The 14,813-nt window shown below is 55.8% G+C and carries 12 protein-coding genes; 5 read left to right on the top strand and 7 right to left on the bottom strand.

Annotated features, from left to right (window positions below; genetic code table 11):
- Nucleotides 1-139: 139 nt before the first annotated feature.
- Entirely contained in the window at nucleotides 140-1,183 is a 1,044-nt protein-coding gene (locus tag DVA43_RS13980; protein WP_103823258.1) for a GMP reductase, read from the top strand.
- A 31-nt stretch (nucleotides 1,184-1,214) separates the two neighbouring features.
- Here the strand turns inward: DVA43_RS13980 and hofC are convergent, their stop codons facing one another.
- The 4 genes from hofC to nadC form a co-directional block, all read right to left on the bottom strand.
- The gene (gene hofC, locus DVA43_RS13975) at nucleotides 1,215-2,411 is read right to left on the bottom strand and encodes a protein transport protein HofC (RefSeq protein WP_114315888.1); all 1,197 of its coding nucleotides are present in this window, start codon (nucleotides 2,409-2,411) and stop codon (nucleotides 1,215-1,217) included.
- On the bottom strand, nucleotides 2,401-3,786 hold the full coding sequence (gene gspE / locus DVA43_RS13970; RefSeq protein WP_114315887.1) for a type II secretion system protein GspE: 1,386 nt from the start codon (nucleotides 3,784-3,786) through the stop codon (nucleotides 2,401-2,403). The genes hofC and gspE overlap by 11 nt, the downstream gene beginning before the upstream one ends.
- Nucleotides 3,783-4,235, bottom strand: coding sequence for a prepilin peptidase-dependent pilin (gene ppdD / locus DVA43_RS13965; RefSeq protein WP_114315886.1), 453 nt, complete (start codon nucleotides 4,233-4,235; stop codon nucleotides 3,783-3,785). The genes gspE and ppdD overlap by 4 nt, the downstream gene beginning before the upstream one ends.
- Nucleotides 4,236-4,418: 183 nt before the next feature.
- Nucleotides 4,419-5,312: a carboxylating nicotinate-nucleotide diphosphorylase gene (gene nadC, locus DVA43_RS13960; RefSeq protein ID WP_114315885.1), complete on the bottom strand. Its 894-nt coding sequence runs from the start codon at nucleotides 5,310-5,312 to the stop codon at nucleotides 4,419-4,421.
- A gap of 87 nt (nucleotides 5,313-5,399) precedes the next feature.
- Between nadC and ampD the strand changes: the two genes are divergently transcribed.
- Entirely contained in the window at nucleotides 5,400-5,963 is a 564-nt protein-coding gene (ampD, locus tag DVA43_RS13955) for a 1,6-anhydro-N-acetylmuramyl-L-alanine amidase AmpD (protein ID WP_114315884.1), read from the top strand.
- Nucleotides 5,960-6,814 (top strand): beta-lactamase regulator AmpE, encoded by an 855-nt coding sequence (gene ampE / locus DVA43_RS13950; RefSeq protein ID WP_103823264.1) that lies wholly within the window; start codon nucleotides 5,960-5,962, stop codon nucleotides 6,812-6,814. Before ampD ends, ampE begins: the two co-directional genes overlap by 4 nt.
- 18 nt (nucleotides 6,815-6,832) lie before the next feature.
- On the opposite strand, the gene DVA43_RS13945 is transcribed toward ampE, so the two are convergent.
- The 3 genes from DVA43_RS13945 to aroP all read right to left on the bottom strand — a co-directional run bounded on the left by DVA43_RS13945 (nucleotide 6,833) and on the right by aroP (nucleotide 10,722).
- Nucleotides 6,833-7,783 (bottom strand): family 43 glycosylhydrolase, encoded by a 951-nt coding sequence (locus DVA43_RS13945; protein ID WP_114315883.1) that lies wholly within the window; start codon nucleotides 7,781-7,783, stop codon nucleotides 6,833-6,835.
- A 10-nt stretch (nucleotides 7,784-7,793) separates the two neighbouring features.
- Nucleotides 7,794-9,191: a glycoside-pentoside-hexuronide (GPH):cation symporter gene (locus tag DVA43_RS13940; RefSeq protein ID WP_103178290.1), complete on the bottom strand. Its 1,398-nt coding sequence runs from the start codon at nucleotides 9,189-9,191 to the stop codon at nucleotides 7,794-7,796.
- Nucleotides 9,192-9,351: 160 nt separating this feature from the next.
- Complete coding sequence (gene aroP / locus DVA43_RS13935) at nucleotides 9,352-10,722, bottom strand: aromatic amino acid transporter AroP (protein WP_146052349.1); 1,371 nt, start codon at nucleotides 10,720-10,722, stop codon at nucleotides 9,352-9,354.
- A 538-nt stretch (nucleotides 10,723-11,260) separates the two neighbouring features.
- Between aroP and pdhR the strand changes: the two genes are divergently transcribed.
- Both pdhR and aceE read left to right on the top strand, forming a co-directional pair.
- Nucleotides 11,261-12,025 (top strand): pyruvate dehydrogenase complex transcriptional repressor PdhR, encoded by a 765-nt coding sequence (pdhR, locus tag DVA43_RS13930; protein ID WP_039030352.1) that lies wholly within the window; start codon nucleotides 11,261-11,263, stop codon nucleotides 12,023-12,025.
- A 121-nt stretch (nucleotides 12,026-12,146) separates the two neighbouring features.
- Nucleotides 12,147-14,810 (top strand): pyruvate dehydrogenase (acetyl-transferring), homodimeric type, encoded by a 2,664-nt coding sequence (aceE, locus tag DVA43_RS13925; RefSeq protein WP_103178292.1) that lies wholly within the window; start codon nucleotides 12,147-12,149, stop codon nucleotides 14,808-14,810.
- The last annotated feature ends 3 nt before the right edge of the window (nucleotides 14,811-14,813 follow it).

Raw genomic sequence — 14,813 nt, 5'->3', positions numbered from 1 at the left:
CAGGTAAATTTATAGGATTGTAGCGTAAAAAAAGTGATTTTCGCAGTCTTGCGCAACAGGTATTAGTGCGTATGATAGCGTCACTGGAGTTGTGTGTTACGTTTTTCGACATTTACCCCAGTACCCCAGGAATCCGCAAATGCGTATCGAAGAAGATTTGAAGTTAGGTTTCAAAGACGTTCTTATCCGCCCTAAACGTTCTACTCTGAAAAGTCGCTCCGACGTTGAACTTGAACGTCAATTCACCTTTAAGCATTCCGGTCAGACCTGGTCTGGCGTACCCGTTATCGCCGCTAACATGGATACCGTTGGAACGTTTGCGATGGCAAAAGCGCTGGCTTCCTTCGATATTCTGACCGCTGTACACAAGCACTACAGCGTGGAAGAGTGGAATGCGTTTGCAGGCTCCGTATCTGAAAACGTGCTGAAGCATGTGATGGTATCTACCGGCACCTCTGATGCCGATTTCGAAAAAACGAAACAGATCCTGATTGCTAACCCAAACCTGAACTTCGTCTGTATTGATGTTGCGAATGGCTATTCTGAGCACTTCGTTCAGTTCGTCAGCAAGGCGCGTCAGGCCTGGCCGACCAAAACCATTATCGCAGGTAACGTGGTTACCGGTGAAATGTGTGAAGAGCTGATCCTATCCGGGGCAGATATCGTGAAAGTGGGGATTGGTCCGGGTTCTGTCTGCACCACGCGCGTAAAAACCGGCGTTGGCTATCCGCAGCTGTCAGCAGTGATCGAGTGTGCTGACGCAGCCCACGGTCTGGGTGGCCAAATCATCAGTGACGGTGGATGCACCATGCCGGGTGACGTGGCAAAAGCATTCGGCGGCGGCGCAGACTTCGTGATGCTGGGCGGTATGCTGGCGGGCCACGACGAGAGCGGCGGTACCGTTGTTGAAGAAAACGGTGAAAAATTCATGCTGTTCTACGGCATGAGCTCAGAATCGGCCATGAACCGCCACGTAGGTGGTGTTGCGCAGTATCGTGCCGCGGAAGGTAAAACCGTTAAGCTGCCTCTGCGCGGCCCGGTTGAGAATACCGCGCGTGATATCCTGGGTGGCCTGCGTTCAGCATGTACCTACGTGGGGGCATCCCGCCTGAAAGAGCTGACCAAGCGCACGACCTTCATCCGCGTTCAGGAGCAGGAAAACCGCGTTTTCAACAGCCTGTAATGCTTCTCGCTGGCGCGTTTTCGCGCCAGCGTTATCCCGCACTCATCGCATCCCCCAGATGGAAAATCGGCAGATACATCGCGACCACCAGCGTGCCGATAATCAACCCCGTCACAATCAACAGTACTGGCTCCAGCAGTGAGGCTAAATTGTCGGCCTGCTGAAAGGTCTGCTCATTATGATGCTGCGCCAGATTGCTCAGCATGGTGTCCAGCGCGCCCGATGCTTCGCCTGTGCGTACCAGCTGAATGCAGAGTGGCGTAAAAATTTCTGCCTCATTCAGGGCTGACCAGATGGGCATCCCTTGCATGATGCGATGCCGTATCGTCTGTAATTTCTCCTGCCAGAAGGGGCATTCCAGCGTCTCCTCCGTACTTTCCAGCCCTTGTATAAAGGCGATGCCCGCCTGCTGCGTGAGCGAAAGAACGGTGAATATCTGGCTGAGCTTTTGCCCCCGAACCAGTGGGCCAATCACCGGGCTGTTCAGCAGCAGACGCTGGGTAGCGTATCGCCACCGTCGTTTGCGGCGAAGAAACAGCAGGCCGGATGTTATCGCCAACAGGCTGAACAGCAGCGCCACTCCCTGTTGCTGGAGCACGTTTGCCAGCCCCATCACTGCCCGGGTCAGGCCTGGTAATGGGGTGTTAAAGGTTTTATAGATAGCGGCAAACTCCGGCAGCACCAGCGTGACCATCGCCAGCACTACGGCGAAAGCCAGGCCGAGAATGATCACCGGATAACGCAGCGCTTTTTTTACCTTTGCGCTGAGTTGCTGCTGGGTTTTTTGCTGCTGCGCGAGCTGGCGACAACATTCATCCAGCTTGCCGGTCAGTTCCCCGGTTTTGATCATTGAAACATAAAGCGGCGGAAAAACATGCGGCCATTTTTTCAGGGCGTCAGAGAAGGCGCACCCGGCACTGAGGTCGTCGGCGACGCTTTGCAACAACGCCTGCCATTGCCTGGCCGGGTGCTGCTGCGCCAGAAGCGCCAGCCCTGCCGATAGGGTTAACCCCGCCTGCAGCAGTGTCGCCAGCTGGTGGATAATGTCGTAGCGATGCTGCGCCTGCCACCGTGTCTGTTGCGCGCATCGCCTGAGTTCCAGGGGAACGAGCGCTTTGCCATGCAGGATAGCCCATGCCGTTTGTTTGTCGGGTGCCCAAAGCGCGCCCGCCTGCCGCTCCCCCTGCGGGCTGAGTGCCCGCCAGCGCCAGAGCTGATTACCTGCCATCCGGCGCGCCCAGCATCTGCACCAGCTCTTCCAGGGTGGTGTGGCCCTGTTCTACCGCCATGCAGCCATGCTCAAACAGCGTGGTCATACCCGTCTGGCGGGCCAGCTTTTCGATCTCTTCCACCGGCGCTCCGCTGGCAATGGCGGTGCGCAGCTCGCGGGTGATTACCATCACCTCGAAGATTGCCACCCGGCCATAAAAACCGTGGTAGCAGCGGTCGCAACCCACCGGTTGCCAGTGCGGCAACGGACGAGGCCACAACGCCTGGGGCAGAGGGGCATCCCGGCGGGCCTCCTGACGACAGTGCGGGCACAGCCGACGTACCAGCCGCTGGGCGATCACCAGAGACAATGCCGAAGAGATCATCCAGCGCGCCACACCCATTTGCTGCAGGCGAACCAGCGTTTCGGCGGTAGAGTTGGTATGCAGCGTCGACAGCACCAGATGGCCGGTCTGGGCGGCATTGATGGCGATCTCGGCCGTTTCGCCATCGCGTATTTCGCCCACCATGATGATGTCTGGATCCTGGCGTAAAAATGCGCGCAATACGCTCTGGAAGGTTAACCCCGCCCGGGGATTTATGGGGGTCTGGTTTAGCCCCTCGAGCGGGATTTCAACAGGATCTTCTACGCTGCAGATGTTCACTGCGGGCGTGTTCCGGGCCTGTAAGGCGCTGTAAAGGGTAACGGTTTTACCACTGCCGGTGGGGCCGGTCACCAGAATCAGCCCCTGGGATTTATGCAGCGCTTCGGCGAATAATCGCTGCTGGATGGTGCTCATGCCCAGCTGATCCAGCAGGAGCGCCTGCTGCTCCTGCTGCAAAAGCCGCAGCACGATTTTTTCCCCGTTGCGACAGGGGAGGGTAGCAATACGAAACGAGACGGGAGCGCCGGATAGCTCAACCGTAAATTGCCCATCCTGGGGTAAGCGCCGCTCGGCGATATCCAGATTGCCCAGCACCTTCAGTCTGGCGATAAGCGTAGTGCCCAGCTCGGACGAAAGAGGCTGTTGCGGATACAACACGCCGTCGATGCGTAACCGGATCTGCCAGCTCTCGTCGGCGGGCTCGATGTGAATATCCGATGCCCGCTGGCTCATCGCCTGCATCAAGGTGCGGTTAAGGATCTCAATGGCGGAGCGGGTGGAGATGGCGGCCACAGGCAGATGCGAGTCTGACGCGGTTTGCCGGTGTTTTTCCATTCTCTCGCTGGTCCAGCATTCGATATCTATCCTTTTCTGCGTCGCGAAACGTAACGCCTCCAACAGTTCAGCAGGCGGGTTACCGACCACTGCAATCGTGACTCTGTCCGGGGCGCTGGTCAGCAACAAAGCGTTGTGACGCTGACACAGCGCGGTGAGCTGGTCAGAATTCATTGCACGTTCTCCTCGCCAGCCGTAAAGCGGAACACCTCTTCACAGGCCTGCTTCAGCGCGCTGTCGTTGGCAATGGTGCAAACGCGCGTCCAGCCGGTGATGCCGTTGCCATTATTCCATTGCGGCGTCATCACGACCTCCAGACCGTTCAGGCTCTCCTGACCCGTCAGGGTAACGGTACCCTTGGCAATGCTCATGGCTGAGACATAGCGGGAGGTGGCAGGGGAGGGAACGCCGTTGACGCCCGCGTCGCAGCTTTCTGTCCCGCCATGATCGAGCGCGCAAAGTTCAACGGCGGTACGGTAGGGCAGGAAGGTTTGCAGCATATCGGTGAGAGCGGCTTTTCGCAGGTAGTTCTGATAGGCCGGAATGCCGATGGCGCTGAGTATGGCGACGATGCCGATGACGACCATTAGCTCGATGAGGGTAAATCCTTTTTGTCTTTCCATGAGTCTCTCCTTATGTGAACTGGCACTACTGTGGCAGTACGGCAAAACAGGAGCGAGCGGCAAAAATCATTTCGGGAAGCAGGATTCAGCGAGGAGTGTTGACGTTACAGCGTGGTGCAGCGGGTTTGCGAGAGGGGTCGTAAATCGGGCGAGCCCGGCCCTGGCAGACCGGGCTGAAGTCAGCTAGCGAAAGCGCATCGACAGATCGAGGGCGCGAATATGTTTAGTCAGTGCGCCAACGGAGATGAAGTCGACGCCGGTTTCGGCAAATTCACGTAAGGTTTCACGCGTCACGTTGCCGGAGACCTCCAGACGGGCCTGACCATTGGTACGCTTCACGGCCTCACGCATCTGCTCAGTTTCGAAGTTATCCAGCATGATGATGTCGGCACCCGCTTTCAGTGCGTCTTCCAGCTCCTGCAGGCTTTCTACTTCCACTTCGACCGGCACATCCGGATGCAGCCAGAAGGCTTTTTCCACCGCCTGGCGAACGGAGCCGGAGGCGATAATGTGGTTCTCTTTGATCAGGAAGGCATCGGACAACCCCAGGCGATGGTTGGCGCCGCCGCCACACAGCACGGCATATTTCAGCGCGGTACGCAGGCCGGGCAGGGTTTTGCGCGTATCCAGCAGTTGGGTGTTTGTGCCTTCCAGCAGGTTGACGTAGCTGCGCACTTCGCTTGCCACGCCCGAGAGCGTCTGGACAAAGTTCAGCGCGGTGCGTTCACCGGTGAGCAGGACGCGCGACGGCCCTTCAAGCTCAAAGAGCGGCTGGTTAGCCACAATGCTGTCGCCATCTTCGACATGCCACGTCACCTGAACGCCATCCCCGGCCAGTTGCGTAAAGACCTCTTCCACCCAACGTTTGCCACAGAAAACGCCATCTTCACGGGTGATGACAACCGCATGGGAACGGGCATCTTCCGCCAGCAGCTGGGCGGTAATGTCGTTGTCTGCGTTAACGTCTCCACCCAGATCTTCGCGCAGCGCATTGGCGACGCTTGCTGGAATATCCATATTTATACGTTCCAGCAGTACGTTACGTCTGTGGTCGGGGTTGTAGCGGCGTGGCGGCATGTTAAAACTCCAAATTGGTAACGAATCATAAGATTGAAACATGCTACTCTGAACCGGGAATCAGCACCATATATAAGGAGATCCTGCATGCACTCAGAACATGGCTGGCTGGTGGAGGCTCGGCGTGTTCCTTCGCCACACCACGATTGCCGCCCGGAGGATGAAATTCCGTCGCTGCTGGTTGTGCATAACATCAGCCTGCCGCCCGGCGAGTTCGGCGGCCCGTGGATTGACGCGTTATTCACCGGGACAATCGATCCCGATGCTCACCCCTTTTTCGCAGAAATTGCCCACCTGCGCGTTTCTGCCCATTGTCTGATTCGTCGTGACGGCGAGATCGTCCAGTATGTTCCTTTCGCTAAACGCGCCTGGCATGCGGGCGTTTCTCAGTATCAGGGGCGTGAACGCTGCAACGATTTTTCCATCGGTATTGAGCTCGAAGGGACAGATACGCTGCCCTACACCGATGCCCAATATCAGCAACTGGCTGCGGTAACGCGCACGCTGATTTCACTCTACCCGGCTATTGCCCACAACGTGACCGGTCACAGCGATATTGCGCCGCAGCGCAAGACCGATCCCGGCCCGGCGTTTGACTGGGAACGATTCAAAACCCTGCTTACCGCCCTGTCAGAAAAGGAGATGACATGACGTTATTTACCATGCTGCTGGTGTTGATTGCCGAGCGTTTGTTTAAGCTGGGCGAGCACTGGCATCTGGACCATCGGATGGAAGTGCTGTTTCGTCGCATCCGCCACTTTTCCATGCTTCGCACACTGCTGATGACGGCGGGCGTGATGGTGGTGGTATTCCTGCTGCTGCGGTCGCTGTATGGTCTCTTCTTCAACGTGCCGCTGCTGGTGGTGTGGATCCTGCTCGGCGTGCTCTGTATTGGCGCGGGCAAGGTGCGTTTGCACTACCATGCCTATCTGAAGGCGGCCACTAACGGTGACGCCCATGCCCGTGGGGCGATGGCCAGCGAGCTGACCTTAATTCACGGCGTACCGCCGGAGTGCGATGAGCGCGAGTTTTTACGCGAACTGCAGAATGCGCTGCTGTGGATTAACTTCCGCTTCTATCTGGCGCCATTGTTCTGGTTTGTGGTGGGCGGCGCGTGGGGTCCGGTTCTGCTGATGGGCTATGCGTTTTTACGCGCCTGGCAGAGCTGGCTGGCACGTTATCTGACCCCGCACGAGCGGTTGCAGTCCGGCATCGATGCGATCCTGCACGTGGTAGACTGGCTGCCGGTGCGGCTGTTCGGCGTGGTGTATGCCCTGATCGGCCACGGCGAGAAAGCCCTGCCGGCATGGTTCGCCTCGCTGGGCGATCGCCACACCTCGCAATATCTGGTGTTAACACGTCTGGCCCAGTTCTCCCTGGCCCGCGAGCCGCACACGGATAAGATCGCAACGCCGAAAGCGGCCGTTTCGATGGCTAAAAAAACCTCTTTTGTGGTGGTGGTGATTGTGGCGCTGCTGACCATTTACGGCACGCTGATCTAAACCAGCGCGCCGCAGGCTTCAGACTGTATCAGCTGACGGGATGCCGAAATCGGGCATCCCGTTTTCGTTCCAGCGTACGGTTTTCAGGCGGGTGTGGCGGTTTGGATCGTACAGCGGATCGCCTTCGATTTCGGTGTAGTTGCGTGCATGGTAAACCAGCACGTCTTCCCCCTCCGGCGTTTGGGTAAAGCTGTTGTGACCCGGTCCGTACTGGCGGTTCTCGTAGCTGGTGGTGAACACCGGCTGCGGGGATTTATGCCAGTTCGCCGGGTTACGTGGGTCAGCATTGAGGTCGATCCACAGCAGTCCCATGCAGTAGTTTTCATCGGTGGCGCTGGCGGAGTAGCTGATAAACAGCCGTTCGCCGTGGAACAGCACCGCCGGACCTTCGTTGACCCAGAAACCGCGGCACTCCCAGTCATATTCCGGTTTGCTGAGCATCACCGGGTCGCCTTTGAGCGTCCATGGGTTTTCCATTTCGCACAGATAAAGGTTTGAGTTACCGGTGATATCCGGGGCTTTTTGCGCCCAGAGATACCAGCGTTTACCCTGATGGACAAAGGTGGTGGCATCCAGCGCAAAGGTATCAAAGTGCGTTTTGATCTGCCCCTTCTCTACCCACTTGCCGGTGAGCGGGTCGCTGTCGGTGCACTCCAGGGCATACATCCGGTGCTGGAACATGCCCAGCTCGTCCAGCGCCTGGGTGTGGGCAGCCGCGAAGTAGATGTACCATTTGCCGTCGATAGCGTGCAGTTCCGGCGCCCAGATCAGATTGCCCATCGGGCCGCTGTCGGGCTTGCGCCAGACCACGACCTCTTTCGCGCTGCGCAGCCCTTCCAGCGAGTCGGCGCGGCGGATCGCCAGCCGGTCATACTCCGGAACTGAGGCGATAAAATAGTACTGTCCTTCATGATGAAGAATGTACGGGTCAGCGCGTTGTTCAATAAACGGGTTTGGCCAGGTTTGCATTCGGCTTTCCTTATTTCGTCTCAGCGGCGCTGAGTTCCTGATACTCGTTCAGCTCGCGGTAGTTATTGCGACGCTTCTCCAGGTCTTCCTGGATCCGCTTCATCGTTTCGCGGTCGACCTTCAGCAGACGCACCACGCCTGCGGTAATGAGGTATCCGATGCCAGGGATAACAGTGAATAGCAGGACGATACCATTGATGGCGTCAGCGCTTTGCGCTTTTGCGCCTGCATCATAACCGTACCAGGAGAGCAGGAAGCCCACCATGGCACCGGCAATGGCCAGCCCCAGCTTGAGGAAGAAGATGTTGCCGGAGAAGCTGATCCCGGTGATACGTTTCCCGGTTTTCCATTCGCCGTAGTCATCCACGTCGGCCATCAGGGACCAGTGCAGCGGGGACGGGATCTGGTGCAGGATGTTCAGCAGGAAGTAGAGCACCACAATGGTCACGGTGGCTTTTGGATCGAAGAAATAGAAGGCGCAGGAGAAGATCGCCAGCGCGATGTTGGTCCAGAAGAAGACCTTCAGTTTACACCAGCGGTCGGTCAGCACTTTTGCCATAACGCTGCCGAGCATCATGCCCACCACACCCAGGCTGATAAACAGTGTCGCAAAGTGGGTGCTTTGGCCCATCACCCAGGTGACGTAATACATGGTGGCCGCCATGCGGATAAAGCCAGGGCAGACGTTACACAGGGTCAGCAGCAGGATGCGCACCCACTGGTCGTTCTTCCAGACATCTTTCAGATCGTTTTTCAGTTCGTCATGGGTCTGTACCGCCGGGCGCACACGTTCGCGCACCGTGGCGAAGCAGAACAGGAACATGCAGGTGCCAATCAGCGCCAGCACGGTCATGGCCATCTGATAACCTTTGGCTTTGTCCTCGCCGCCGAACCAGTCGGCCATCGGCAGCAGCGTCAGCGACAGCAGCAGCGTGGCAATACCCACCAGCACAAAGCGGTAGGACTGGCAGGCAACACGCTCTTTAGGATCGTTGGTGATCACCCCGCCCAACGAGCAGTAGGGAATGTTAATCGCCGTATAGGTCAGAGAGAGCAGGAAGTAGGTGACGAAGGCATAGATAACTTTGCTGTTGTAGGTCCAGTCCGGGGTGGTGAACATCAGGATGCTGAAGAGCGCATAGGGGAAGGCGATCCACAGCAGCCATGGACGAAATCGCCCATACTTACTGCGGGTACGATCGGCAATAGCCCCCATAATCGGGTCGGTAACGGCATCAATTACGCGTACCGAGAGCAGCAGTACGCCCACCAGGGCCGGTGCCAGGCCAAAAATATCCGTATAAAAATAATTCACAAACAACATGATGGCGCCAAAGATGATGTTGCACCCGGCATCACCCATCCCATAGCCGATCTTTTCTTTCACTGATAATTTATTGTTATCCATCGACGTTTCTCCGAGTAGCGGTATGGAGAGAATTATTCGCTGGCAAAGGAAAATATGCGTTGCAGTATAACGTCGCTGATATGGATAAAATTGCTGTTGACGGGAAAGTGTGAGGAAGGTAACAACCCTCTGCGTCCGGGAGGACACAGAGGGGAGAGGATTAGTGCGCTTTTACCGTTTTAGCATTTTTCTGCTTACACATGTAGCCCACCCCGAGGATCACAATCCATACCGGGATCAGGTAGACCGAAATGGCCATGCCTGGGGTCATCAACATGATAACCAGTACGGCGGCCATGAACAGCAGGCAAATCCAGTTACCCAGCGGGTAGAGCAGGGCAGGGAAACGCGTTTTCACGCCTTGCTGCTGCTTGGTACGACGGAACTTCATGTGCGCCAGGCTAATCATCGCCCAGTTGATCACCAGGGCAGAGACCACCAGCGCCATCAGCAGGCCGAAGGCCGATTCCGGTGCCAGGTAGTTAATCAGCACACACAGGGCCGTCACAATAGCCGACACGATAATGGTGTTTACCGGTACGCCACGTTTATCAACAGAAAGCAGCGCTTTCGGGGCGTTACCCTGCTGGGCCAGGCCGAACAGCATACGGCTGTTGCAGTAGACGCAGCTGTTGTAAACCGACAGCGCCGCGGTCAGTACTACTACGTTCAGCGCGTTCGCCACGAAAGTGTCGCCCAGCTCGTGGAAGATGAGGACAAACGGGCTGGTATCTGCGGTGACGCGGGTCCATGGCAGCAGGGAGAGCAGCACGGCCAGCGAGCCCACATAGAAGATCAGGATACGGTAGATAACCTGGTTGGTTGCTTTCGGGATGCTCTGCTCCGGGTTGTCTGCTTCCGCGGCGGTGATGCCCACCAGCTCCAGCCCCCCGAAGGAGAACATGATGATCGCCATCATCATCACCAGCCCGGTCATGCCGTGCGGCAGGAAGCCGCCTTGATCCCACAGGTTGCTGACGCTTGCCTGCGGGCCGCCATTGCCGCTGAAGAGCAGCCAGCCGCCGAACAGAATCATCGCCACAACGGCAATAACTTTAATAATGGCGAACCAGAACTCCATCTCGCCGAACACTTTCACGTTGGTCAGGTTAATGGCGTTGATCACCACAAAGAAGACCGCCGCTGAGGCCCAGGTTGGGATTTCAGGCCACCAGAACTGGATATATTTACCGACCGCGGTCAGTTCCGCCATCGCGACAAGAACATAGAGTACCCAGTAGTTCCAGCCGGACGCGAAGCCGGCAAAACTGCCCCAGTATTTATAAGCAAAATGGCTGAAGGAACCGGCTACCGGTTCTTCGACCACCATCTCACCTAACTGACGCATAATAAGGAATGCGATAAAACCGGCAATGGCATAGCCCAGAATAATACCCGGCCCGGCAGACTGAATAACCGATGCGCTACCCAGAAACAGGCCGGTACCGATCGCACCACCGAGGGCAATAAGCTGGATATGGCGGTTTTTAAGGCCGCGCTTTAGCTGATCGCCGTGCTGTTGACCTTCCATTATAAAACCTCGTGTGTGGTTGTTATGTTCACGCTCTGTCGTGTGTAATTATGAAATTCCATTTCATGTATTTATTAGTTTACGGTTCAATTGGCTGAAATAACCGGCTGTGTCTTCCGTATTCGGAAGAATAGTGGTAAGCGACGGCGAATGCACCTGCTTTATGCGAGGAGAAAGCGAGTTCGAATAAAAAGAAAGCATTTGTAAATCGTCCCGTTTAAGTCCCTTTATCAACCTATAGAATAAAAATGCGCCATAAGTGGGCAGATTTTCATTTTTTACTCCGCTAAATCGGTTCAGATCGCACTTTTCACCGTTTCAATAAAGTTAAAACTGCCTCTTTCGGGGTAATCAATTCATTTGTGCAGAGTTACACTTTTGAAACGTTATTTCTGTAAGGTTGTTAAAATAAGCAGGGTTTAATGATTTCAATCAAAACCAATATGGACACAAGGTGAATACTTTGTTACTTTAGCGATACGAACATGAAATTGGTAAGACCAATTGACTCCGGGCAAAAAGGCGTAAAACAGGGAATATGGCCTACAGCAAAATTCGCCAACCAAAATTATCCGATGTGATTGAGCAGCAGCTGGAGTTTTTGATCCTTGAGGGGACCCTGCGCCCCGGTGAAAAACTACCACCTGAACGCGAACTGGCTAAACAGTTCGACGTTTCCCGTCCCTCGCTGCGTGAGGCGATCCAACGCCTTGAAGCCAAGGGCCTGCTGCTTCGTCGCCAGGGTGGCGGAACCTTTGTGCAAAACAGCCTGTGGCAGAGTTTCAGCGACCCGTTAGTGGAGCTGCTCTCCGACCACCCAGAATCCCAGTTTGATCTGCTTGAGACCCGTCACGCGCTTGAAGGCATCGCGGCTTATTACGCGGCGCTGCGCAGCAATGATGCCGATCGCGAGCGCATCCGCGAACTGCATCAGGCCATCGAACGGGCTCAGGAATCCGGCGATCTCGACGCCGAGTCCGACGCCGTCGTCCAGTATCAAATCGCCGTCACTGAAGCGGCCCACAACGTGGTGCTCCTCCATCTGCTACGCTGCATGGAGCCAATGCTTGCCCAGAACGTTCGTCAGAATTTTGAATTGTTGTATGCCCGCCGGGAGATGCTTCCGCTGGTCAGCAACCATCGCACCCGAATATTCGAGGCGATAATGGCCGGGGAGCCGGAGCAGGCGCGTGAAGCGTCGCACCGTCACCTGGCTTTCATTGAGGAAATCTTGCTGGACCGCAGCCGTGAACAGTCGCGTCGCGAACGTTCATTACGCCGCATACAGCAACGAAAGGATTAAGCGCCAGTTTTTTAGAGCGCGGCAACTAAACGCAGAACCTGTCTTATTGCGTTTTCTGGCGAAAATGCAATGGGACAGGTTCCAGACAAATCAACGTATTAGATAGATAAGGAATACCCCCATGTCAGAACGTCTCCAAAATGACGTGGATCCGATCGAAACTCGCGACTGGCAACAGGCGATCGAATCGGTCATCCGTGAAGAAGGTGTTGAGCGCGCTCAGTATCTGATTGAACAGATGCTTTCTGAAGCCCGCAAAGGCGGCGTGAAAGTAGCTGCAGGTGCAGGGGCTAACAACTACGTAAACACGATTGCCGTTGAAGACGAACCGGAATACCCGGGCAATCTGGATCTGGAACGCCGTATCCGTTCTGCAATCCGTTGGAACGCCATCATGACCGTTCTGCGCGCATCCAAAAAAGATCTGGAGCTGGGTGGCCACATGGCATCCTTCCAGTCCTCTGCAACCGTTTATGAAGTGTGCTTTAACCACTTCTTCCGCGCGCGCACTGAAAAAGATGGCGGCGACCTGGTTTACTTCCAGGGCCACATCTCTCCGGGCGTCTACGCACGTGCCTTCCTGGAAGGTCGTCTGACTGAAGAGCAGATGAACAACTTCCGTCAGGAAGTTCACGGTAAAGGTCTCTCCTCTTACCCGCACCCGAAACTGATGCCAGAATTCTGGCAGTTCCCGACCGTTTCCATGGGTCTGGGCCCAATCGGTGCGATCTACCAGGCTAAATTCCTGAAATATCTGGAACACCGTGGCCTGAAAGATACCTCTCAGCAGACCGTTTACGCCTTCCTGGGCGACGGCGAGATGGATGAGCCAGAATCCAAAGGCGCGATCACCATCGCGACTCGTGAGAAGCTGGACAACCTCTGCTTCATCATCAACTGTAACCTGCAGCGTCTGGATGGTCCGGTAACCGGTAACGGCAAGATCATCAACGAACTGGAAGGCATCTTCGCAGGTGCTGGCTGGAACGTTATCAAAGTGATGTGGGGCGGTCGTTGGGATGAGCTGCTGCGTAAAGATACCAGCGGTAAGCTGATCCAGCTGATGAACGAAACCGTTGACGGCGACTACCAGACCTTCAAATCCAAAGATGGTGCCTATGTTCGTGAGCACTTCTTCGGTAAATATCCTGAAACCGCAGCCCTGGTTGCAGACTGGACTGACGAGCAGATCTGGGCCCTGAACCGTGGTGGTCACGATCCGAAGAAAGTCTACGCTGCACTGAAAAAAGCGCAGGAAACCAAAGGCAAAGCAACCGTCATCCTGGCTCATACCGTTAAAGGTTATGGCATGGGTGACACTGCCGAAGGTAAAAACATCGCGCACCAGGTTAAGAAAATGAACATGGACGGCGTGCGTTATATCCGCGACCGTTTCAACGTTCCAGTGACCGACGAGCAGGTTGAAAACCTCTCTTACATCACCTTCCCGGAAGGTTCTGAAGAGCACACCTATCTGCACGCGCAGCGTCAGAAACTGAACGGCTACCTGCCGTCCCGTCAGGTGAACTTCACTGAGAAACTGGAACTGCCAGCGCTGGAAGACTTCTCTCAGCTGCTGGAAGAGCAGAACAAAGAGATCTCTACCACTATCGCCTTCGTGCGTGCCCTGAACGTGATGCTGAAGAACAAGTCGATCAAAGATCGTCTGGTACCAATCATCGCGGACGAAGCGCGTACCTTCGGTATGGAAGGTCTGTTCCGTCAGATCGGTATCTACAGCCCGAACGGCCAGCAGTACACCCCGCAGGACCGTGAGCAGGTTGCATACTACAAAGAAGACGAGAAAGGCCAGATCCTGCAGGAAGGTATCAACGAGCTGGGCGCAGGCGCATCCTGGCTGGCTGCTGCGACCTCTTACAGCACCAACAACCTGCCGATGATCCCGTTCTACATCTACTACTCCATGTTCGGGTTCCAGCGTATCGGCGACCTGTGCTGGCAGGCAGGCGACCAGCAGGCTCGCGGCTTCCTGATCGGTGGTACTTCCGGTCGTACGACCCTGAACGGCGAAGGTCTGCAGCACGAAGATGGTCACAGCCACATTCAGTCTCTGACTATCCCGAACTGTATCTCTTACGATCCGTCCTACGCGTACGAAGTGGCAGTCATCATGCATGACGGTCTGCAGCGCATGTACGGTGAAGCGCAAGAGAACATTTACTACTACATCACCACCCTGAACGAAAACTACCACATGCCGGCCATGCCGGAAGGTGCCGAGGAAGGTATCCGTAAAGGTATCTACAAACTCGAAACCGTTGAAGGTAGCAAAGGTAAAGTTCAGCTGCTGGGCTCCGGTTCTATCCTGCGTCACGTTCGTGAAGCAGCGCAGATCCTGGCGAAAGACTACGGTGTGGGCTCCGACGTGTACAGCGTAACCTCCTTCACTGAACTGGCGCGTGATGGCCAGGATTGTGAGCGCTGGAACATGCTGCACCCGCTGGAAACTCCGCGCGTTCCGTACATCGCTCAGGTGATGAACGACGCTCCGGCCGTAGCATCTACTGACTACATGAAACTGTTCGCAGAGCAGGTTCGTACTTACGTTCCAGCTGATGATTATCGCGTACTGGGTACTGACGGCTTCGGTCGTTCTGACAGCCGCGAAAACCTGCGTCACCACTTCGAAGTTGATGCTTCTTACGTGGTTGTAGCAGCCCTGGGCGAACTGGCTAAACGTGGCGAAATCGATAAGAAAGTGGTTGCGGACGCAATTACCAAATTCAACATCGATGCAGAAAAAGTTAACCCGCGTCTGGCGTAAGAG

Origin of the sequence: Leclercia sp. W6 (assembly GCF_003336345.1) — a bacterium.
Lineage (GTDB): Bacteria > Pseudomonadota > Gammaproteobacteria > Enterobacterales > Enterobacteriaceae > Enterobacter.
The sequence above is the reverse complement of the archived record's forward strand: the minus strand, read 5'-3'. Positions and strand labels throughout refer to the sequence as shown.

What these genes read in the sequence shown, in the direction of transcription:
- ampD (WP_114315884.1), top strand. Translation starts at nt 5,400, where the DNA reads ATGCACTCAGAACATGGCTGGCTGGTGGAGGCTCGGCGTGTTCCTTCG.
- nadC (WP_114315885.1), bottom strand. Translation starts at nt 5,312, where the DNA reads ATGCCGCCACGCCGCTACAACCCCGACCACAGACGTAACGTACTGCTG.
- DVA43_RS13980 (WP_103823258.1), top strand. Translation starts at nt 140, where the DNA reads ATGCGTATCGAAGAAGATTTGAAGTTAGGTTTCAAAGACGTTCTTATC.
- aroP (WP_146052349.1), bottom strand. Translation starts at nt 10,722, where the DNA reads ATGGAAGGTCAACAGCACGGCGATCAGCTAAAGCGCGGCCTTAAAAAC.
- aceE (WP_103178292.1), top strand. Translation starts at nt 12,147, where the DNA reads ATGTCAGAACGTCTCCAAAATGACGTGGATCCGATCGAAACTCGCGAC.
- DVA43_RS13945 (WP_114315883.1), bottom strand. Translation starts at nt 7,783, where the DNA reads ATGCAAACCTGGCCAAACCCGTTTATTGAACAACGCGCTGACCCGTAC.
- gspE (WP_114315887.1), bottom strand. Translation starts at nt 3,786, where the DNA reads ATGAATTCTGACCAGCTCACCGCGCTGTGTCAGCGTCACAACGCTTTG.
- ppdD (WP_114315886.1), bottom strand. Translation starts at nt 4,235, where the DNA reads ATGGAAAGACAAAAAGGATTTACCCTCATCGAGCTAATGGTCGTCATC.
- DVA43_RS13940 (WP_103178290.1), bottom strand. Translation starts at nt 9,191, where the DNA reads ATGGATAACAATAAATTATCAGTGAAAGAAAAGATCGGCTATGGGATG.
- hofC (WP_114315888.1), bottom strand. Translation starts at nt 2,411, where the DNA reads ATGGCAGGTAATCAGCTCTGGCGCTGGCGGGCACTCAGCCCGCAGGGG.
- pdhR (WP_039030352.1), top strand. Translation starts at nt 11,261, where the DNA reads ATGGCCTACAGCAAAATTCGCCAACCAAAATTATCCGATGTGATTGAG.
- ampE (WP_103823264.1), top strand. Translation starts at nt 5,960, where the DNA reads ATGACGTTATTTACCATGCTGCTGGTGTTGATTGCCGAGCGTTTGTTT.